We start from the raw sequence: 20,811 nt of genomic DNA, 5'->3' as shown, positions 1-20,811 counted from the left end.
CCTTCCACCGCCCGGAGCAACTGGCCGAATGGCTCGCCACGCCAGTCTGGACATTTCCTGGCTCAAGGATGAGTCCCTGTCCGACGCCGACAACCTGCCCGCGCCGGAGCTGATTGCCGCCGAGATCGTGGCAGACCTGGGTGCGCCAGGCGGTGCCCGAAGGCCTCGATCAGGCCGACGCCGGGCAAAAGGTTCTGGTGGGAGCCATCGTCCGTTCCAGTCCGGACTTCCAGAGCCGGGTGGAGGCGCTCAAGAAGCAGCATGCCGAAGTCGTCCGCCGCTTCGATGCGCTGGAACCCGACCTCGACGAGGTCCCGGCCAGGGAAGGTCGCGCTTACGCCGCTATCGCCGATCGGCACCTGAAGAAAGCGGAAGCGCATCTGCAGCAGATCCCCGACCCGAAAGGAGGCAGTATCTGGGAGCGCCTGAAAGGGAGTTTCCGGGCCATCGGCCAAAAGCTGGGGATCATCGGGCCGGATCTCGGCGTGCCAGCCCAAAGAGGGACACCCACTGCCGCCCCCGTCCCCATCCAGGCGCTGCGGACGGGGCGGCACTGATCATTACCATCCCTCTGGGCCCGCCGGTGGCTAGCTCGGCGGTGATGCCGTCGCAATCGCAGCACCTTACTATATCCACTCGGGGCGCCTGCTGCATCCCGGCGTCGAGCGGCGCTACCCTCAACTTATGCCTTCGCAGCCTCCGTCAGCACGTCATTCACTGACCGCGCAACGACATAGCGCGCCGGATTCTCGCCAACGGCCAGCGACCGGAAATGCGCCTTGCCGCAGGCGATCTTGGCGCTTTCCTTGTCGCGTAGGTCGTCCGTGAACAGACTGCTCTTGGTTTCCACCACGAAATACAGGCGCTGCGCGCCGTCCTGCTCGACCAGCACTGCCCAATCGGGGTTGTAGCTCCCCAGCGGGGTAGGCACCTTGAACCAGCCGGGGAGCTTGGCGTACAACTTGATGGCGTCATTCTTCTCCAGCGCATCGGCAAAGTCCCGTTCTGTGCTGGATTCGTACACCACGTGCTCGTAGATGGATTTCTCCGTATTCATCAGCATGTTTTTCAGGTAGCCCGTGAGTTCTTCCTGATCGAACAGCTCTTGCGCATAGAAGTGTTCGTCTCCCAGCTTTTGGTACTTGATCCCATCGACCAGCGCCAGCCGCTTGCAGCGGTTGATCGTCTCGGCGGCGAGATCAATGAACTGCTGCGGATTGCGCTTGAAGTCATCCAGCCGTCCGCTGGCCGTCAGGATGCTGGCGATGGTGCGCCTGGTGAGCTGGGTGCGATCCTGCAAGTCGGTGAGCAGGTCCGGCAGCTCCATATCGGCCTCATCCAGGTTGACGGTGTAAGCACCCTTTTTTTCCTTCACCTCGACGCCCGCCTTGCCGATGGCGATGTCGGCCTTGCGCCATTGCAGACGCGCCTTGGCGACGGCTGGTGCCTTCTGCAAGGCCACGATGCAGTCCGATACGAGTTTGGCGTTATCGAACTGAACTCGATAGGTGGTCTGGTACTTGATGCGGTCCCATAGCGCCTCGAATTCGGGGCTGAGATAAACGCTCTTGCGCAGGGGGACTTGCTCACGCTCGTCGGCATTCTTGATCTCCAGGCGGCCAGAAACCTTGCGCAGCACCTCGGCGATCTGGCTGCGTTGCGTCTCAAACTCAGCAGGTAGCGCCAGTGTTCCGTCTTTCAACGCCGTCTTCAGCGAATCCTGCACCTTGCCCTTGGCGTCAATGTAGCCGGCGGCTTTCAGGTGTTCCCACAGCGCCTTGGATTGATCGACCCCCAAGGGCACGCTCTGGCCATCGGCCGCCGTCACGGCAATGGCGGCGAACTGGTGCTGCTCGACGATGCCGAAGCGGATGCCGGTGTCGGCCTCGATTTCCTTCTGCAGGTTCTCGGCGAATTGCTCGTAGTTCTCGGTGGCGATCACGGTCAGGGTGTTGACCTCGAAGCCGCGCACCCGCTCCCCGTTCTGGTTGACGGCGAGGCGCAGCCCCCGGCCGATGGTCTGCCGGCGTTCCCGCTCGGTCTGAATGTCGCGCAGTGTGCAGATCTGGAATACGTTGGGGTTGTCCCAGCCCTCCTTGAGCGCCGAGTGGGAAAAGATGAACTTGAGCGGCGTGTCGAAGGACAGCAGCTTTTCCTTGTCCTTCATGATCAGGTTGTAGGCCCGCTCGGCATTCTCGCGATTGCTCGCGTTGTTCTCGCTGGTGTCCGTCCAGCCGCCCTTCTTGTCGATGGAGAAGTAGCCGTTGTGGACCTCTTCGGCGGCGCTCGCCAGGCCGATCTCCTCGAACAGGCCCTGGTAAGCGGGGAGCTTGGCCGCACGGCGATACTCCTCCTCGAAGATGCGCGCGTAAGGCCCTTTGACGGGGTTGCCGTCCGCATCGTAGGAGCGATACCTGGCCACCTCGTCGATGAAAAACAGCGACAGCACCTTGATCCCGAGCGGGAGCAGCCGTTTCTCCTTGTCCAGGTGCTCCTTGATGGTGCGGCGGATCATTTCCCGCTGCACAGCCAGGGCATCGACGTCGCCATGCGCCTGGCCCAAGGACAAGTAGGCTTCCCCGCCGGGATAGCGCAGCTCCAGAAACTCCTCGTCTTTGGCGGTGTTGATCTCGCCAATGCGAAAATCGGCATAGATGGCTCTCTTGGCGATCTGCTGCAGATCATCGCCGTCGCTCACGGTGACTTCCTGCCGCCTCACCCCGCTTCTCGTTTCCACATCGAGCTCGACGCGGGCAGAGACCGTCCCTCGCTTGCTGCTCACCGACACCAGCCGCACGAATGGCTTGTTGTGCGCATCCTCCACGGTGGCCGAAGCCACTTCGATTTGCTTCACCAGCTTGCGCTCGTAGGCATCCACGGCATCGAGGCGGAACACCATGTGGTGCTTGTCCACGTGGGTGGCGGAATAGCGCAGCGTGCACAGCGGCTTCATCGCGTCGAGCGCGGTCTTGCCGGCACCGCTCAGGCCGCCGTCCACGCTCTGCGGTTCGTCGACGATCACCACGGGCCGGGTCGCCTTGATCAGGTCGATGGGCTTCTCACCACCGGTCTTCTCGCTGTCCTTGTAGAGGTTGTTGACGTCCTTCTTGTTGATGGCCCCGACCGTGACCACCATGATCTGGATGTTCGCGCTGGTGGCGAAGTTGCGCACCTGCCCGAGCTTGCTGGAGTCGTAGAGGAAATAATCGAAGGGCACGGCGGCGTAGAGCCCCTTGAAGTGTTCCTCGGTGATCTGCAAAGTCTTGTAGACGCCTTCCTTGATCGCCACCGACGGCACCACGATGACGAACTTGATGAAGCCGTAGCGCTTGTTCAGCTCGAAGATGCTGCGCAGGTAGACGTAGGTCTTGCCGGTGCCGGTCTCCATCTCCACGGTGAAATCGCCGGAAGCCAGGGTGCTGGAGGGCGGCAGACCGCCGCGCAACTGGATGTCGGCCAGATTTTTGTGGAGTTCATCGTCCAGCAGCGTGAGGCGGTTGCCGACCCCCAGATCGGACTCCGCCACGCCCAGGGTTATTTGTGGAGAACCGGGTGCCCTCATCGTCACCGTGAATTCGGTACGGCACACCTCCTGGCCACGGAACAGGTCGCAAACAGCATCGATGGCCTGAAGCTGGTAGTCGAGGTTGGACTCGAAGTGCAGTTTCATTCCTTATCCTCCAGACGACGTGCTGCTTCGATAGCGGCCTGCTCACGCGCTATTTCGGCGCGCAGCTCTGCTTCCGTCGGCAGATAAAGCATGTACTTCGAGGCAAACAATTGCTGGCTCTCGTGCAGCACGGAATAGCGCGCAATGGACTGGTTTTTCTTTGCGCACAGGATCAGGCCGATCGTCGGATTATCTCCCTCATTGAGATATTTGTCATCGAACATGCGCACATAGCCATCCATCTGGCCAATATCCTGATGAGTCAATTCGCCGATTTTCAGATCGATCAGCAGGTAACATTTGAGGATGCAGTTATAAAAGACCAGATCGATGTAAAAGTAATCGGTGTCGAACTGCATGCGCTTCTGGCGTCCGACAAAGGCGAACCCCTTGCCAAGCTCAAGGAGAAAAGATTGCATGTTGGTAATGATGGCCGACTCGACGGTGCCCGGAGCCGCTCCGAGTCTGGCAGTCCGAGAAAGTCCAGAACATAGGGGTGCTTGATGGCGTCAGCGGGGGCCTGCAAGCGGTTGCCTTCACGGCTCAATTCCATCACCCCGGCCTTGTCACGGCTCTTCAGCAACCGGGCAAACAGGAACGTGTGTATCTGACGCTCCAGGTGTTTTACCGCCCATTCTTCACGCTCCGCCTCGATTTCATAAAAGAGCCGCTCATTGCGGTTGTCTACCCCCATCAACACCTGATAGTGCGACCACCCCAGATGGGGCGAAAAACCACGCGCCTGGTCAGCCGTGGCCGCTGCCGCAGACATGTCGTCGAGTACCTCGGCCTCCTGGATTGGCCGACTAACTGGCCCGTTCAATTCGCCAGATCCAATCTGGCGAATCTCTGGCAGCCGGTCGCAATACACCGTGTAAAAGGTTCTGAAATAGCGCAGATTGCTGGTGGAAAACCCCCGCCCATAACGCTGGGTCAGGCTCGCCGACAGCTCCGACAGCAACTGCCTGCCATATTCCGCCCGCTGCTCCCCCCGTTGCAGCTCCTGCACAATCTCACGCCCGATCAACCAATAGGCGATCACCATATTGCTGTTGACCGCCCGTACCACATTGGCCCGAGCCTGGTCGAGAATGGCCGCCACCCGCGCCATCAAATCGCCTTCCGTCAGCGGCGCGATGGGGCGTTCGGCAGGCATGGCGGTGCTTGTCGCAGGCTGCTTCTTTTTCGCCATACTCACAAACTCCTCACGTTGCGGATACCGTGCTGTTCCAGGATGGCGGCGAGGTTGGTTTTGGCCACGTCATCGGCAAAGGCGCTGTCGCGGAACACACAGGTGGTGTCGCCGGCCGGCGCAAGTTCTACATGCCAGGCAACTATGCCTTGCGCCAGCGGTTCGACCTGCTCGCGGGTGATTTCTTCCGCGAGGCAAGCCATCAGCACACCACCGCCGACGGAATGTACTTCAAGACCTTTGTTATCCGCAGATGTCGCAGATTTTCGCAGATTAACATCAGGATCTTCTTTGTCCTTATCTGCGTCCATCTGCGTAATCTGCGGATAAATAATCTTTGTCTCAATGGGCACGCACAGGTCCAGGCCGAGCTTGAGCAGCAGCTCGTAGAGGATGTCGGACTCGCTGCGCCCCTCCACCAGATGATCCTGGTGGGCGAACAGAGCTTGCTCCAGATCGGTGGGGTTGGGGTTCCACGCGCGGATGTTGGAGGTGTCGAGTTTGAAGACGCGGAAGCCTAAGTCCAAGGTGTCCGCAGATGGCTTATCCGCAGATGACGCAGATGAACGCAGATGATGATTGAACATATCTGGGTTTTTATCGGCGCGCATCTGCGCCATCTGCGGATCGGCCTTGATCTTGGCAGCAGCGCGACGCAGACGCTCTTTGGTCAATTCGGCGATGGTTCGCGGCTTGTCAAGCCGGTCGCAGAAGTCGGATGCGGCTTTCTGGTCTTTGTTTTCCGCATCGAGCGGCTCTGGAAGTTGAACAAGGATGTAGCGGCGGTTGCTGGAATCGGTAGCGTTCTGCGCCATCACAGCATGGCCGGTAGTTCCCGAACCGGCGAAAAAATCAACAATCACGTCCTCGCCAGACGCCATCATCCCGATGAGTTCTTGAAGTACGGTTTCGTCCTTAGGGAAATCGAAACAGTCGCCTCCCATCAGTTCGCGAAGCCGTTTTGTTGCGGCTCGGCCATCCTGATAGAAAACGCTATATGGTGCTTGGTACTCGCGATCCTTCAAGTAGGATTTGATACAAGGAACTGCTGTCTCGTCAGCACCAAAATGTATTCTGTCTTCTGCGATCCACTGCTTCATCTTTTCTGGATCGCTGGTCATCCAGCCACGTGAGGGCACGGTTACAGGTTTCCCAGTTCGTGGATGCAAGACTTCATATTTCGGACCGCCCCCACCAGGCCAAGATATATTGTCTGGAAAGTAGACCCCGCATGCATCAACGTGTGCATAGTGCTTGTGCGCTTTCGCCAGATGGCTGTCGGCAAGCTCGCGATACCAATCCTTCATCCCAGCAGTCATTGCTGCATAGTCAGTGCCATGCTCGCGCTTGAGTTTTTCATATTGTGCGTAGATATCTTCAAGGCCCTTCTTGCGCTGACGCCACTCAATCTTCTTTTCAGTTAGGAAGCCCTTATCACGGGCGTAACAGACAATGTATTCGTGAGAGACCGAAACAAGGCGCGAGTCATTCTTACGGCCTGCTGCCCAGACCATATCGGCAACGAAGTTTTCTTGCCCGAAAATTTCGTCCATCGCCACCCGCAATCTAGCCTGTTCGCCTTCATCGCAGGATACGAATATTGCTCCATCTCGCTTCAAGAGATTTTGCGCCAGCTTCAACCGTGGATACATCATATTCAACCAGTCGGTATGAAACCGCCCGCTGGCCTCGGTGTTGCTGCTGATTTTCTGGCCGCCTTCCACCTGCCCGGTCAGCTCCAGATAGTTCTTGATGTTGTCCTGGAAATTGTCCGGGTACACGAAGTCCTTGCCGGTGTTGTAGGGCGGGTCGATGTAGATGAGCTTGACCTTGCCGGCGTAGCTCTTCTGCAGCAGCTTGAGCACTTCGAGGTTGTCGCCCTCGATCATCAGGTTCTGGGTGGTGTCCCAGTCCACGCTTTCTTCTGGACAAGGACGCAAAGTGCCCGTGCTGGGCGTGAGCGCCAGTTGCCGCGCGCGGCGCTTGCCGTGCCAGTTGAGGCCGTATTTCTCGTCGGCGTCGGTGACGGTCTTATCGCCCACGAGCTGCTTGAGCACGTCCACATTCACCGCCGCGCCATTGGGGCCCTCGGTGATAAGCTCCGGGAACAGGGCTTTGAGCTGTTCGATATTCCCGGCCACCAAGTCGGGGGATTGGGCCTCCGGACTGCTCGCATCGATTTTCTGCATGTTCTTCTCCAAATGGTTTATCCGCCGATGACGCAGGTTTCGCAAATGAAATACAAATTACGGTTTCGCTCTTATCTGCGTCCATCTGCGTCATCTGCGGAAAGTTCATAGCTGTTGGCGCGCTGCGGCCAGTTGGGCCTGCACGCGCTTGAGCGCGAGGTTCAGTTCCACCTGCCGCGCCAGTTGTTTTTCCTTGGCGGCCTGCGTGCGCAAGCGGGTCGCCTCAAGTTCCAGCCGCTGGCATTCCTGCAGGGCTTGGCGACGGGCAACGGCTTGTTCCGGATTGTCCGCGGTCTTGAACGTGCCCGTCAACCTTGCCGCCAGCAAGGCCTGTATGCTGTCCATCCAGCCCTGATAGAGGGCGTGCAATGTGGCGCGAGGCTGCTTGCTCAATGCCAAGCTGTCCAAGAAGAACTGATCCACAGACGACGCGGATTCACGCAGAGGAATGCCATAATGTTCCTTACTTTTATCTGCACCCATCTGCGCTATCTGTGGATTACCATCCAGCACGATCTTGCCCGCCTCGTTCTGGGCCCAGCGCTTGTGCGCGAGCGACAATGTCATGTGTTGCCCTGACATCAGCAGCAGAAGCACCGGGTACGGTACCGCGCGATGCACGAGTTCGGCGAGGCGGGCGACTTTCGCCGGTTTGTCATCCGTGGCGCGCAGCGTCACGGTGAGTACGGCAATCTCCAGGTACTCACGCAAGTCGTCGCGGTAGTCGGATACGCCGATGGTGTTCGGCTTGAGCGCGGCCACCCACTGGATTTCTTCAACACCCTCGTTGATCAGGCGCTTGTCTGCCGCCGTGGGTGCGCCGTTTTCCAAAAGCAGCTTCTTCGGCACGCGCTGATCGACCCGGCAGCCATCGGGCAAACCAAGCGACAGGATGATGTCGTCCGGTCTCATGGTTTTTTATCCGCAGATCGCGCTGATGAGCGCAGATTAAAGACAAGTCGCCTATGCTCAAGGCGTAGTGAGCCGAAGTTGAAAAGTAATGCGCGGTACAGGCCAGATGCCTTCAAGTAATTTATGACTTGGGCTTCCTCAAGCCCTGACAATTTTTGTAATGCCTTGAGTTCAACGATGATCTCACCAAAACACAAAAAATCGGCGCGATAGGTGGTGGCAAGGGGTTTGCCCCGGTAATGAATCGGCAGGGGATACTCCCGGGCGCATGGAATTCCACGCTCGATGAGTTCTCTCTCCAGTGCTTCCTGATAGACCGCTTCAAGGAAGCCATGCCCCAATTCACCATGAACAGCCATCGCCGCACCAATGACTGCATAGGTCTGCTCATCCCGCTTTGGAACATCTGCGCCCATCTGCGTCATCTGCGGATCACTCATCAGCCAGCAACATCATGAACGCCAATACCTCAAAGTCGTTGCTCCCCGCGAACTCACCCTTGATGGCGTGGGTACCGCCCGGCGAGAACAGGCTGGCCACTGCCCGTTCCTCGTTCTTGCCGACAACCGACGCTACAGCTGCCGAGAGCAGCTTTTGCGCATGGCGCATGTCTTCGCCGTGCTTGGTGGCCTTGTCGAAGCGAGCGCAGGCGCCGGCGTCGGGTAGTTCACGCCCGAGGGCCAAGCGCTTGAGCTGGTCGAGAATACGTTTTGCCTGGGTGTAGGGCAGCAATACGGCTCCGTCGTCGCCGACATGGACGAGGTAATGGGGCGCCAGGGGGTAGTCCGATTCCTTGGCTTTGTGCGCTGCCGGGCCCTCGGCACGCAGGCAGAAGATGACGCCGGGCGGGATATCGGCGTCGATGCTGGTGGTGACCGCGTAGGCCCCCAATGGATGGTGGTCCAGCTTGCCGGGGTGCGCCTTGAGGTACTGGGCCAGATCGATACGGAAGTCGGTGAGCGTGAGGTCGGTAATGGATACGCCGGTGGAGAGGTCTTCCAGATCGATGACCGTGTCCTGCAACTTGAGCAGCTGCTTGCGCCGGTACTCCAGATCGTTCATCGGGTCGCCGGACTGTTGCTCGATGAGGTTTTCCTCACCGGTGGCGGAGACGTCGAGCAGCACCATGCGGCCGCTCACCCGCTGCTCCAGGTTGATGTACTCCTCCAGCTCCATGTTGGGCCAAAAGTTCACCAGTTGGATGCTCTGGTTGGGCGAGCCGATGCGGTCGATCCGACCAAAGCGCTGGATGATGCGCACCGGGTTCCAGTGGATGTCGTAGTTGATGAGCCAGTCGCAGTCCTGCAGGTTCTGGCCTTCGGAGATGCAGTCGGTGGCGAAGAGCAGGTCCAGTTCGCCTTCCGCTGCAAGCTCCGCCGGTCGCTCTTTGGCGCGTGGCGCAAACGCAGACAGAACGCTACCCATGTTCTTGCGCAGGCCGGGAAGCGTGGTCTGGATACCAGCGCTGCCTGTCACCAGCGCGGCATCAATGCTCAGCGTACTTTTGGCCCAGGGGGCCAGTTGCGCATAGAGATACTGGGCGGTGTCGGCAAAGGCGGTGAAAACGATAATCTTGCGGTTACCCGAGTTGATGGGGTTGCGGCATTTGTGCTCGATCATTTCGCGCAGTTTCGCGAGCTTCGCGTCGCGTGCGGCATCGACCTGTTTGGCCGCCGCCAGCAGCGTGGCCAGCCGGTTGCGATCTTCGATCAGATCCTGCTTCCAGCGAATCAGGTCCACGTCGCCGAGCAGCACCTTGACCTTGCGTCCGACCAGCAAGGTCTCGAACTCAGGATCATCGATGTCGACATCGGCAATGTCGATTTCTTCGACGTCGTGGGCGTGCGCTTCGATATGCGCCAGCGTGGCCTCCACATCCTTCAGTTGCCGCTGAACGGTCAGCGTGAACGAGGACACCGCACTTTCCATGCGCTTGAGCACGTTGACGCGCAGGAGATGGATCAGGCTCTCTTCGCGATCCACCTGGCGGAAGAAACTTTCGCCGCCGCGGATCTGCGTGCTGTACTTCGCGTCATAGGCGGCCTGCTTGTGGGGCAGGAGGTAGCGCAGCGGGGCATAGCTGGCCAGATTGAGTCGCCGGATCTCCAGGTTGATGTCCCGGATGCTGCGGAACTCGCCGGCGCGATCTACGTCCGCCTTGATATTGATCGGTGGCAGGCGATCCGGGAAGCGCCCCGTCTCACTGGTGCCGTAGTACTTCTCGATGTGCCTGCGCGAGCGGGCGATGGTGAGGTGGTCAAGCAAAGTGAAGTAATCAAAGCCCAGCATCTCGACCAGCTTCGCCGGTGTCTTCTCAGACTCGTCGAGGTTCAACCAGCGGTTGAACTGGGTCTGCGCCTTGCGGGTGGTCGCCTCGATGCTGGCGATGCCGTGTTCCAGCAAGGCGGTGTCGTCGCCCTCCGTGACGAAAGCGATCTGGTTGCGCAGGTCGGCCAAGCGGTTATTTACGGGCGTGGCCGACAGCATCAGGACGCGCGTCTTGACCCCTTCCTTGATGATTCGGCGCATCAGGCGGTCATACCGAGACTCTTTCCCCTTGTGCGTGGCCTTGTTGCGGAAGTTGTGCGACTCGTCGATCACCACCAGGTCGTAGTTGCCCCAGTTGACATGCGACAGATCAATGTCGCCGGATGTCCCACCGTCGCGCGAAAGGTCAGTGTGGTTCAGGACGTCGTAGTTGAAGCGGTCGGCCGCGAGAATGTTTCGTTTGTCGTTGGCCTTGTAGAGCGTCCAGTTGTCGCGCAGGCGCTTGGGCGCCAACACCAGCACACGGTCGTTGCGCAGCTCGTGGTACTTGATGATCGCCAGGGCCTCGAAGGTCTTGCCGAGGCCGACGCTGTCGGCAATGATGCAGCCGCCGAAGCGGTTCAGCTTGTCGATGGCGCCCACCACACCGTCGCGTTGGAACTTGAACAGTTTCTTCCACACCACGGTGTTACGGATGCCCGTGGCGGACTTGACGATGCGCTCCTCGTCCATTTCGTCGCCGCTGTCACCAAATAGGTAATGCAGGATGAGCGTGTAGAGGGTGTATGGGTCGCGGTGCTGGCCAATGGCCTGCAGGGCTTGAATCAACGCCGCGCGCGTATCGGGCTGGGGGCGCAAGGCCGTCCATTGCTGATCGAACCAACGGGCGAGTTGGCTTGCCTCATCGGCTGACTCGGACGCATGGATCAGGCTCAAGGGGTTTCCGGGAGTCAGTCCGAGGCCATCGGTGCTGAAAGCGAAGGAGCCCAGAACCACCTGCTCGGGAGTCGCTTGGGCGTTGCGCATGACCACCGCACCTTGGGGCACCGGCCCCAATGCCCGCCGCAGCTCCACCTTGTCGCCGATCCACTTCGCGCATTGGTTTGCCAACCAACGGGCCTGCAAGCGATTGCGCGCAGCCCGGTCGCCTTCCCCGCCGAGGAACCCCAGCCCCTCATCATCGGGCGGCAGGATCAACTGGACCTTCTCCAGCCCGGCCAGCACGTCGCGCAGTTCAGCGAACGCAAAAAGGGAGAACGAGGGTGAGACAAGGCCAAGCTGACTACCGCGCTGGAGATGCGGGCGCATCAGATCGATGACTCGGTCTGTGCCTGTGTTGTGGACCAGTTTCATGGTCGCTCCCGCTCCAGCTCACGGATGCGCTGCTTGTCCGCGCGGGCCTGCACCGCTTCTTCCTGCCGCCGCTGCGACGCCGTCTGCTGTCCTGCGGTTTGCCGCCAGGCCTTGACCTGCTCGGGATACAGGCCCCTTTCCCGGCAATACTGGCTCAACTCCACCGGGGGCAGCTGGGCAACTTCCACGACCACCGCCAACTTCGCCTCCCCGGATCGAGTCTCCGGCGCCTTCTTCTCCTCTACCCCCATCTCGCCCCTCGCCATGGCTTGTTGGCGCCAATGATACAGGGTGACGTCGGAAATACCTTCCTCCGGGGCCAATTCCCTCACCGACAAACTCCGGGGTGACAACAGCTTACCCAGCACAGCCGCCTTCCGCTCCGCCGAATACCCCCCTTATCTTTCCGTCTCTTTCCACCCCCCGGTCCTTGCCTTACCCCATTTTACAGAGGCGACAACTATCCTGACACCGGGGAGGGTGATACACGAAGGGACCGCGAGATTAGGCATCAGACCCGAACGGTTACGGTTGATGATCATATTTCCCCCTGGTGCCTAATCTCGCGGCTAGTGCTCTTCGCCGACTCCGTTCGGTGACGCGAAGCTGTAGGCGGCGCGTACCTCTCGACTGACGGGCTAAATGCTTACTCGTCATGTCCACGATATTCAAGGAGCGGAAAGCCTCTAATGTTTTGGATTGATGAATAGATATGAAATATTCGTTGTGCGATTTTCTGACCTGTCGAATTTCGAATGTGCCTCATCGTTGCTTCCAGATCACCTTGAAACTGTGGGTATTCGGACTTGTACTTCGTTGATTCACGAATGATCCAGTAAAAGTCTTCCTGCACACATTCAGGAAACTCGCAAACCTGAAGAGGCAGTAAAGTCAGAACTGCCGTCTCAAGACGTTTCCTCACATCCCCTTGACCAGTGCAAAGTTTCTCTACCGCAAGGTAAACGCGCTCAACCACCGAATTAGCAGCCGCTTTATCTTTAGGTAATACATATTTTCTAATACCAACATCGTCCATTTAGGCCTCGGTTCTTGGTATCTAACGCCGCCCATAACCGGCAGCCGAAAGCGGAGCGACGAAGGAGCGTAGCTTTTGGCTGCCCGAGTTGACGGCTTGTTAGCCATATTTGCAGTTGTTCCAGAGCGCGCCAACAAGGTCCTCGGCCCATTCGTACAGATATGAGTCACTAGCCAACGCATTGAGCGCTACACGCTCTGGATGCACCGGATTGATCATGCGTAGCGCCCTTGTCCGGAACTCCTCGAGCTCGGGGCAAAGCGATTTACTTACTGTCGGAAACGCTTCGTCTTCCGCGATTTCGGTGGAAATGATGGAGGGTGGGCAATACAAGATGCTTTCTTCAATGCCGCCAAGCTCATTGATTGAGTTCCGGGCTGCTACGAAATGCTTTTCCAGCTCAAAACGCGCCGAGATGTGTGCCAGCCAACATGCTGTGTGTAACGCATACCAGCTGCCGTGTAGCCTTGAAAGAATTTCGGATAGGACATCGCATAGCGATTCCAAGAACGCAGCTTTCTCGCTCGCTAATGCGCAACATAATGCAACTAGGGGTGCTGCCACGCCAATAAGAAACTGGTCATAGTCCCACGACAGACCAAAGCTCGCCGTAATCATGGGCAAATACGCGGACGAGTCCTGCCAGCGCATCAATTCTTCATTCCAACGTTTGGCCTCCGCCTCAGTATCCGCCCATGCAACCATCATCGCGCACAGTATCGGGACACCCCATGACTCTCCCAGGTAAGACGGCAGCGAGTCTATGGAAGGCCACCTTTCATCCGCCTCAATTGGAAGCGCCATCCTCAGTTCACGAACCATTCGACTATCTGAGAGGGCCAATTGCACATACGCTGGCAAGCGCAACGCTGGGGACAAGCCCACATCAAACGCATCCCTTAAAGCCTGATATATATCGACGTTCTCACGCCACTCCGTGGACAAGACACTATAGAGCCCAACGTAGTCAATGCCATTCCGAATTCGGCGATGCTGCCCAAGAACATCCTTTATAAGCTCGTTTCCTTTATTTTCGCCGATGACGTAGATGCGGTAGTTGTACGTGCCGTACTGTCTCTCAAGGTTGCCAACTCTAGACGACTCATCAGCGTGAGAGCCAATTACCTGAAAGAAGAAAAGTGGCTTTTCGAATCGCCTTGTTTCCTGCGCAAATACCTTTAGTGGGTTATTGGTCATTGCGTTGGTCGCTCTACTTTCCACCTCAAAAATAAAGAGCGGGACAACTTGCCCTTTCTCGGTAAACCACGCAACGTCGACAGCGGGTGGTGTCCGGTGGCGTGTTTGCTCAACTGGAAACTCCTTTTCCACGTGATAGCCAAGGGTTGCGCCCAATTCGATGAGCCCTCGAATTAGCCGTTTCCCTGCCTCAAGTTTGTGTTCAGACAAAGCGTGCTCCGATGTCTAGGAGGCTGCTGAAAAAAACCGCGCGAATGGAGCGCAGCGAAATGAGCGTCGGCTTGATGGGGTGGTTAGGCCTCTTTTGCCGATGCATCTGCAACAGCCTCTATTTCACACAAGATCTGATTGGCCATTTCAATAATGGCTCGTGCGTCCGCAAAATCCGCCTCACTGTCATTGTGTGCATACCGATTTCGATACACGCCGTAAAATCCGCTAATTAGATTGCGGAGTGCCTGTTTCTTTGAATCGCCCAACGCGACAGGTATCTTACCGCCCTTGCCAAAAACATAATTAACTAAGTCCTCTCCATCAACCTCATCATTTATTCCAAAGGCTCGACGAAGACGATTAGTCAGTACAACAAATGTTTTTCTAATCGCGGAATCATAGTGGCTGCCATCCAGTAACGGATAAACGGCATCCCTCAACTTTTCATCTAGGTATTGCTCTTCGGTAGCCCCTGCAATAAGGCTGCGCAGGGTCGCTGGAAGGTCATAAAAAAGAACATCCTTGATGTCCGCAGAGCAACCTTCCTTATCATTCCGCTTTAGATAATAGGAAAGAAAATTTAAATGTCTCCCGAGACTTCCACACTGCCCCCATTCAAGCCCTGCGCCCTCAACTAACTGTGTAGCAAGCTCACCAAGTTCTTGTTGCACTCTCAGCAGCTCGGGTGGTTCAGCGTCTTCAAAGAGACCGAATAGCTGAACAGCCTTGTCATGCGTCTTCTGATACTGCTGAAGAGAAGTCAACAATGATCGATTGATTGTCATATTCTCTCCGTCTTGTTGGCCCAACTACTAGCCTTGTACCGCGCCAGTCTAGTGCGCAATATGGACGGCCGTCAACGACGGCCTTCGCCATAACGGACCGATCACGGATCATGCACCCGATCAAGACCAGCGACTCCACCATACCGGGCAAACCCAAGTTGCTGGACTAGGTCGGCGACCGCACCCGTGCGAAGCATTACCGCCTGCGCACGGAGGAGGCGTATCTGGGCTGGGTCAAGCGATTCATCCTTTTCCACGGCAAGCGTCATCCGACCGAGTTGGGTGCTGGGGATGGGGAGGCGTTCCTTCCCTGCCTGGCGGTGGAGGGCCAGGTGGCGGCGTCCACGCGGAATCAGGCATTGGCGGCCCTCCTTTTCCTGTATCGGGAGGTGTTGGGAAGGCCGTTACCCTGGTTGAACGGCCTGAGGCGGGCGCGGCGGCCGGAGCGCTTGCCGGTGGTGTTGACGGTGGCGGAGGTGCAGTTGCTGCTCGCGCGGGTGCGGGGAACAGTGGGGCTGGCCATGGGCCTGCTGGATGGGACGGGGATGCGCTCGATGGAGTGCGTGCGGCTGCGGGTACGGGACGTGGATTTCGAATCCGGACGGTACAGGAGTTGCTGGGCCACAAGGACGTGAGCACGACGATGATCCATACCCATGTGCGCAAGCTGGAGGGCAAGGGGGTGCGGAGTCCCCTGGACGCTTGGCGGGAGGATTTCCCCTTACGGCAGGGGTGTCACCCCAGCAGCCTCAGCGCTGCAACTCCCGATAGAGCCGCTCATCCTCTGGATCCCAAACGCGATGGTGGGCGGAGGAGCCATCGCTGGCAGCGTCTGCCCGCTGACTTTCATCAGGCCTTGAATCACGGCCTGCAACTGACCATCGACCTGATCCAGTCGTCCCAGCGTGGCGACCGTCCGCTTTTTGACCTTGCCGGTATCATCCCGGTAGGACTCCACAAGCTGAACATAGCGGCGGCTGCCGGAGGTGGGATTTTCACATGCATGCCGCCACGTTATCAGCGTTCATAGGCATGTCAATAAAAAGATAATAAATGATAAAACGTGCCACCACAGCGTTTTTAGAAAATAGGCGCTGAAACCCCTATGAATGCTGGTGCGGCATTACGAAATTGATGTTTTTTTGCCGATGAACTGTCGAACTCGGAGCTCCCGCAGTTTCGGGAAATTCTGAACGATTCGGAAGAGCCGGAGATTTGCCCCGAGCCGCTGCCTCTGCTAGGCTGAAAAACAACGACTTGAAAGGGTATCCAGCGGAGTCTGAAACATGCGTTTTCTCTTTTTGCCCTTTATCTGGCTGGGAAGGTTGCTGCACTGGATTCGACTGGGTGTACTCAATCTGCTGACCTTGGTGGTGCTGGCGGCCATTATCGTCGGCCTCATTGGCTATTTCGCCAACCAAATGATTTCCGTACCCCAGAAAGCGGTGCTCTGGCTGGAACCTCAGGGAAGCCTGGTCTACAGCCGCAGCAATTCCTGGGAAAGCCACCTGCTGCAGAAAATCCATCCCGGTCAAAATACCATACTGCTCCGCCATCTGGTCGAAACCATCGACCATGCGGCCAAAGACCCGCATATTCGCGTCCTCGCCCTGGACTTGAGCAAATTCAACGGCGGCAGCCTGACCCAGTTGCTCGGCGTTGCTCAGGCTCTGCAGCATTTTCGTGCCCAGGGCAAACTCGTTTACGCCTATGCTCCCGAGTACTCCAATGGCAACTATGTACTGGCGGCTCAGGCCAATGAGGTCTTTTTGCCGCCACTGGGCATGGCTCTACTGACGTCCTTCTCCAATCATAATCTGTATTTTAAAGACTTGCTCGACAAAATCGGGGTGACGGTATCGGCTTTCCGCCAAGGCAAATACAAGTCTGCGGTCGAACCCCTGACCCGTACGGACATGTCGGCGGCGGCCCAGGAAGAAAATCGGGCCTGGCTGGCCACCTGGTGGCAGTCCTATGAACAGGCCATCAGCAAGGGTCGCGGCATCTCGGCCAGCGACTTGCAGAACTATGTCAGCCAGTTACCGCAGCTTCTGCAGCAATATCAGGGTAGTGCCGCCCAATTGGCGGTCAGCCAGAAATTGGTTACCCAACTGGGCGATGCCGAGGATTTCCGTAATGCCGTGGCCAAGGCCATGGGAGAAAAACCCAGCAAGCTGCATACCATCAGCTATCGCCGATATTACCGGAGTTTTGCAGAGCAAGAGCATGAGCATGGACCGGAGATCGCCGTGGTACCCATCGATGGCATGCTCGTCCCCGGCAACAACGAAGAGCCAGGGCTGGTAGCCTCGGGACCGACGGTCCGCCAACTGGACCGGCTACGCCATGACGACGAGGTCAAGGCCGTCATCCTGCAGGTCAACAGCCCCGGCGGCGACGTCAATGCCGCCAATGCCATCCGCCGGGCCATCGTCCGCCTGCGCGAAGCAGGCAAGCCCGTGGTGGTAAGCATGGGTACTCTGGGGGCTTCAGGCGCTTACTGGCTCTCTACTGCCGCTGACCGGATTTATACCGAGCCTACTACCATCACCGCCGACATCGGCGTTTTCGTGCTCTTCCCCGACTTCTCCGGTTTGCTGCAGAAGCTGGGCATTGGCTATTCCGGCGTCAGCAGCGTGCCCAACGCCCCCTCCATCTCACCCTACGCGCCTCTGGGTAAACCCGAGCAACAGGCCTTCCAGGCGGTGGTGAACCACATCTATGGCCATTTCGTGGAACTGGTGGCCAAGGCTCGGCACCTGCCTCTGGCGCAGGTGGAGAAAGACTCCCAGGGCCGCGCCTGGAGTGGTGTCGATGCCTATCACTTGGGTTTGGTGGATGGTCTGGGCGGCATGGCCGAGGCTGAAAAAGCCGTGGCCCAACTCGCCCATCTGCAAAGCGGCCATTACCAGTTGGATTACCTGCCCCGCCCCGAAGGAGTATCCCCCTTTGCCCAACTGCATTCCTGGGCCTTGGCGAGTCTGGCCCCCTCCCTCCCCCAAGGGAGCGAGAGGGCTCTCAGTCAGGTCCGGCTGCTGCTGGACTTCTCCCGCCCCTACGGGGTCTTTGCCTATTTGCCCATCGCCCCCAAGCTTTCCTGAAAAACAGGACTCGATCTCAGAGTTGCAAGACGGGTGCCTTGTTGGCCGGGTCCGTCTTGCTGATCCGGCCCGTTTCCACATGACCCGCTAGACGCCAAGTATGGGTCTGATCCTCGATCTCCAGGTCGTACCATTGGTCGCTGGCAGACAGCGGGAAATCCAGGGCCTTCGTCTCGCCGGGACCCAGGCGCAGGCTGCGGGGTTCCGTTCCATAAGCCATATCTCGAATTTGAACCCCTTGATATCCCTGGGCAAGGTTGCGCAAGACGAGGCGCAAATCGCCATTGGCCAGATACTGCTCGGTGACCAGCAAATGACTTTGCCCCTGCCCCCGCAACTTGCGGATGAAGCCGTTGGAACCATAGACCGTCATGGCCGCCGGGACATCGCTGGGCCAGGCCACATGGTCTTCAAGGGAATGCTCCTTACCGATGGTATAACGCTGCGGGAGCGTCGTGCTGCCATCCCAGAAGGCCCAACAGCATACCCCCAGGCTGGAAGGATTCTGGCAATGGATCCGGTAGCCCCGGGAGTCGGCATGGATTTGCAACGTCTGCCGATAGTCGATGGGCAGTGCCGGGCGTTGACCGGCTTCCTGGGGAGTGATCCCGTCCTGGGAGCCCTGCGCGGGCACTTGAGGCAGGGGCAACTGTGCCACTTCCTGTTTCACCATGGCAAAATTGTTGGCTGTACTGGGCAGAAAATAGCTGCGCAGATCGGCTCGGGAAAAGTCGAAGGCAGAAGTCAAATCACCGGCCACGGCGCGACGCCAGGGCGTGATGTTGGGTTCCGAGACACCGAAGCGTTTTTCCACGAAGCGGAGCACCGAGGTGTGATCAAACACCTCGGAACAGACCCTGCCGCCCCGGCTCCAGGGGGAAATGACGATCATCGGTACCCTGGGCCCCATGCCATAGGGGAGGTCGTCGGGGATGACGAGCGGGGCCTGGCGGGGATTGACCACGTCATGCACCTCTCCAGCCGTACTGACGGTACTCTTTCCCGGACGAAGGGGGGTGGGCGGTTGGGGTGGGATGAGATGATCGAAAAGGCCGTCATTCTCATCGTAATTCAGGAACAAGGCCGTGCGGGACCAGACCTTGGGATTGGCGGTCAGCGCCGCCAACACCCGGGCGATATAGACCGCGCCATAGGCGGGAGCGTAGGAGGGATGCTCCGTATAGGCCGCCGGGGCGACGATCCAGGATACCTGGGGTAGCCGGTCCTGGAGCACATCTTCCCGAAACCGCCGCAGGCCGCGCACCGAAATCCCCCGCTTCCGCAAGGGAGAGTCATTGGCGGCATCCACATATTGACGGAACATCTGCAGGGGATTGTCCCCATAATTGCCCTCGAAGGGTTTCTCCAGGCTCAGGCTGGTACCTTCCTGATAGACCTGCCAGGAGATCCCTGCCTTTTGCAGGCGCTCGGGATAGGTGGGCCAGGAGACCGGCGGGAAATTCTTGGGATCGGTAATATAGTCGTCGTTGTTGATCAGCGGCCCGCCCTCCTTGCCGGAAGGGTCCACCATGCCGGTCCATTGGTAGGCGCGATTGGGATGGGTGGGACCGGCCAGGGAGCAGAAATAATGATCGCAGACGGTGAAGGCGTCGGCCAGGGCATAATGGTAGGGAATGTCCTCCCGTAGATAATAGCCCATGGTCCGGTCGGTCTTGGCCAGGGGCCAGGCATTGAAGAGGCCGCCGGCATTGGCCGCGTGGGTACTGTACCAGCTATGATCGAGATCCCCGATCACCTGCGCCGAGCTGGTCAGGGTGTTGAGGTGATAGGGCAGGATGACGGCGCCGGCATCGGCCAGGCGCGGCTGTGCCCAGATATTCCGGTCACCGGGTATGGGTAGCGGAAAGCGGTCATTATAACCTCGCACGCCCGACAAATGGCCGAAATAATGATCGAAAGAACGGTTTTCCTGCATGAAGATGACGATGTGTTCCACATCCTCGATACTGCCGCTGGCCGAATACGCCGGGGTGGCCAGGGCCCGCTGAATGGACCAGGGCAGGGTCGAGGCCACGGCACCGGCCATGGCCAGGGATTTGAGAAAGTCGCGGCGACTATAACCGTTTTTACTGTACGTCATGGGATTTTCCTCCACTCGCCAAGGATTTCAGGGCGGCCACCGCTTCGGGATAGCCTTTGTGGGCCGCTTGCTGTAACCAGTGCAGGGCCTTTTCCGGATTCTTCTCAACCCCATAACCCTTGCTGTAGGCCAGATAAAACAGCATGTCGGCATAGGGATCACCCTGCGCCACCGCCTGCCGCAGGGTGGTGAAGGTCTCGGCGTAGAGCGCCTTGGCCTTCTCCTGGTTCTTGGGAACCCCCCAGCCCTTGGCATAACTCTCGGCCAAATAGAAAACGTCGGGAACGATTTCCTTCACGTCCTCGGCATAACGCGCCCAATAGGACGCCTTGGCGGGGTCGGCCGCCAAGCCAATGGAACCGTTCAGATAGAGGACTCCCAACTCCCGGGCCGCCCAGGCGTTGCCTTGAAGGGCCGCCCGGGTGAGATATTTGATCTGTTCCTGGGTGTTGGCAGCCGAAGGTTTCTCAGTCCGCAAATACTGGGCAAGAATCTGACTCGCCCAGCCGCTGCCCATCCCGCTGGCCTTTGCCAGCCAGGGCTTGGCCTGGGCCGGGTCCGATTTGCAGACCCAGTAGGCTGCCATGGCTTCTATGCCATCATAGCTGCCCCCTTGGGCGCTTTGCCGAATGGCCGACAAGGCCGCCGCATCCCCATGTAGGCAAGCCGCCGACGCTTGAGCGAGGGAGCCGGTCCAGCGCTGGGCGGCGGCATGGGCTGGGGCGAACCCCAAAACGACACAAAAGGTTACTAGAAAACCGACGGTACCAAGTTGTCGCATCTTTCATCCCCCA

General features: G+C 58.5%; 13 protein-coding genes and 4 pseudogenes. 3 read left to right on the top strand and 14 right to left on the bottom strand.

Translation table 11 applies throughout. The features are described 5' to 3' along the window. The first annotated feature begins 113 nt into the window (after positions 1-113). Positions 114-557, top strand: a complete 444-nt coding sequence (locus ACJU26_RS14325; RefSeq protein ID WP_414040272.1) for a hypothetical protein — start codon at positions 114-116, stop codon at positions 555-557. Between the two features lie 125 nt (positions 558-682). On the opposite strand, the gene ACJU26_RS14320 is transcribed toward ACJU26_RS14325, so the two are convergent. The 11 genes and pseudogenes from ACJU26_RS14320 to ACJU26_RS14270 all read right to left on the bottom strand — a co-directional run bounded on the left by ACJU26_RS14320 (position 683) and on the right by ACJU26_RS14270 (position 14,815). Beyond that, entirely contained in the window at positions 683-3,670 is a 2,988-nt protein-coding gene (locus tag ACJU26_RS14320; protein ID WP_414040271.1) for a type III restriction-modification system endonuclease, read from the bottom strand. After that, positions 3,667-4,089, bottom strand: a complete 423-nt coding sequence (locus ACJU26_RS14315; protein ID WP_414040270.1) for a PDDEXK nuclease domain-containing protein — start codon at positions 4,087-4,089, stop codon at positions 3,667-3,669. The genes ACJU26_RS14320 and ACJU26_RS14315 overlap by 4 nt, the downstream gene beginning before the upstream one ends. 176 nt (positions 4,090-4,265) lie before the next feature. Further along, positions 4,266-4,781 (bottom strand): annotated as a pseudogene (locus ACJU26_RS14310) (DUF1016 N-terminal domain-containing protein); the annotation flags it as partial. 83 nt (positions 4,782-4,864) lie between these two features. After that, entirely contained in the window at positions 4,865-7,051 is a 2,187-nt protein-coding gene (locus tag ACJU26_RS14305; RefSeq protein WP_414040269.1) for a site-specific DNA-methyltransferase, read from the bottom strand. Between the two features lie 105 nt (positions 7,052-7,156). After that, entirely contained in the window at positions 7,157-7,963 is an 807-nt protein-coding gene (locus ACJU26_RS14300; RefSeq protein ID WP_414040268.1) for a DUF4391 domain-containing protein, read from the bottom strand. Continuing rightward, complete coding sequence (locus ACJU26_RS14295) at positions 7,960-8,403, bottom strand: GxxExxY protein (RefSeq protein WP_414040267.1); 444 nt, start codon at positions 8,401-8,403, stop codon at positions 7,960-7,962. Before ACJU26_RS14295 ends, ACJU26_RS14300 begins: the two co-directional genes overlap by 4 nt. After that, on the bottom strand, positions 8,396-11,584 hold the full coding sequence (locus tag ACJU26_RS14290; RefSeq protein ID WP_414040266.1) for a helicase-related protein: 3,189 nt from the start codon (positions 11,582-11,584) through the stop codon (positions 8,396-8,398). The genes ACJU26_RS14295 and ACJU26_RS14290 overlap by 8 nt, the downstream gene beginning before the upstream one ends. Positions 11,585-11,589: 5 nt before the next feature. After that, a pseudogene (locus ACJU26_RS14285) lies at positions 11,590-11,976 on the bottom strand (transposase); the annotation flags it as partial. Positions 11,977-12,230: 254 nt separating this feature from the next. After that, positions 12,231-12,620, bottom strand: coding sequence for a hypothetical protein (locus ACJU26_RS14280; protein ID WP_414040265.1), 390 nt, complete (start codon positions 12,618-12,620; stop codon positions 12,231-12,233). Between the two features lie 99 nt (positions 12,621-12,719). Then, positions 12,720-14,027 (bottom strand): hypothetical protein, encoded by a 1,308-nt coding sequence (locus tag ACJU26_RS14275; protein WP_414040264.1) that lies wholly within the window; start codon positions 14,025-14,027, stop codon positions 12,720-12,722. Positions 14,028-14,110: 83 nt separating this feature from the next. Then, on the bottom strand, positions 14,111-14,815 hold the full coding sequence (locus tag ACJU26_RS14270; protein WP_414040263.1) for a TIGR02391 family protein: 705 nt from the start codon (positions 14,813-14,815) through the stop codon (positions 14,111-14,113). A gap of 194 nt (positions 14,816-15,009) precedes the next feature. Here ACJU26_RS14270 and ACJU26_RS14265 point away from each other — a divergent pair. Further along, a pseudogene (locus ACJU26_RS14265) lies at positions 15,010-15,450 on the top strand (phage integrase N-terminal SAM-like domain-containing protein); the annotation flags it as partial. 131 nt (positions 15,451-15,581) lie between these two features. Here the strand turns inward: ACJU26_RS14265 and ACJU26_RS14260 are convergent. After that, positions 15,582-15,820: pseudogene (locus tag ACJU26_RS14260) on the bottom strand (IS1634 family transposase); the annotation flags it as partial. A gap of 281 nt (positions 15,821-16,101) precedes the next feature. On the opposite strand from ACJU26_RS14260, the gene sppA reads away from it, so the two are divergent. Further along, positions 16,102-17,916: a signal peptide peptidase SppA gene (sppA, locus tag ACJU26_RS14255; RefSeq protein WP_414040262.1), complete on the top strand. Its 1,815-nt coding sequence runs from the start codon at positions 16,102-16,104 to the stop codon at positions 17,914-17,916. 16 nt (positions 17,917-17,932) lie between these two features. Here the strand turns inward: sppA and ACJU26_RS14250 are convergent, their stop codons facing one another. Both ACJU26_RS14250 and ACJU26_RS14245 read right to left on the bottom strand, forming a co-directional pair. Beyond that, on the bottom strand, positions 17,933-20,017 hold the full coding sequence (locus tag ACJU26_RS14250) for a phosphocholine-specific phospholipase C (protein WP_414040261.1): 2,085 nt from the start codon (positions 20,015-20,017) through the stop codon (positions 17,933-17,935). Further along, a complete protein-coding gene (locus tag ACJU26_RS14245; RefSeq protein WP_414040260.1) occupies positions 20,004-20,798 on the bottom strand; it encodes a tetratricopeptide repeat protein in 795 nt (264 codons plus the stop codon). Before ACJU26_RS14245 ends, ACJU26_RS14250 begins: the two co-directional genes overlap by 14 nt. Positions 20,799-20,811 lie beyond the last annotated feature (13 nt).

This window comes from Acidithiobacillus sp. M4-SHS-6 (assembly GCF_047421495.1).
In the GTDB taxonomy this organism is placed as follows: Bacteria; Pseudomonadota; Gammaproteobacteria; order Acidithiobacillales; family Acidithiobacillaceae; genus Acidithiobacillus.
This window is presented reverse-complemented; position numbering and strand designations above follow the sequence as displayed.

Excerpts from the sequence above, each read along its gene's own strand:
- ACJU26_RS14320 (WP_414040271.1), bottom strand. The coding sequence starts at position 3,670 with ATGAAACTGCACTTCGAGTCCAACCTCGACTACCAGCTTCAGGCCATC.
- ACJU26_RS14315 (WP_414040270.1), bottom strand. The coding sequence starts at position 4,089 with ATGCAATCTTTTCTCCTTGAGCTTGGCAAGGGGTTCGCCTTTGTCGGA.
- ACJU26_RS14305 (WP_414040269.1), bottom strand. The coding sequence starts at position 7,051 with ATGCAGAAAATCGATGCGAGCAGTCCGGAGGCCCAATCCCCCGACTTG.
- ACJU26_RS14300 (WP_414040268.1), bottom strand. The coding sequence starts at position 7,963 with ATGAGACCGGACGACATCATCCTGTCGCTTGGTTTGCCCGATGGCTGC.
- ACJU26_RS14295 (WP_414040267.1), bottom strand. The coding sequence starts at position 8,403 with ATGAGTGATCCGCAGATGACGCAGATGGGCGCAGATGTTCCAAAGCGG.
- ACJU26_RS14290 (WP_414040266.1), bottom strand. The coding sequence starts at position 11,584 with ATGAAACTGGTCCACAACACAGGCACAGACCGAGTCATCGATCTGATG.
- ACJU26_RS14280 (WP_414040265.1), bottom strand. The coding sequence starts at position 12,620 with ATGGACGATGTTGGTATTAGAAAATATGTATTACCTAAAGATAAAGCG.
- ACJU26_RS14270 (WP_414040263.1), bottom strand. The coding sequence starts at position 14,815 with ATGACAATCAATCGATCATTGTTGACTTCTCTTCAGCAGTATCAGAAG.
- sppA (WP_414040262.1), top strand. The coding sequence starts at position 16,102 with ATGCGTTTTCTCTTTTTGCCCTTTATCTGGCTGGGAAGGTTGCTGCAC.
- ACJU26_RS14250 (WP_414040261.1), bottom strand. The coding sequence starts at position 20,017 with ATGACGTACAGTAAAAACGGTTATAGTCGCCGCGACTTTCTCAAATCC.
- ACJU26_RS14245 (WP_414040260.1), bottom strand. The coding sequence starts at position 20,798 with ATGCGACAACTTGGTACCGTCGGTTTTCTAGTAACCTTTTGTGTCGTT.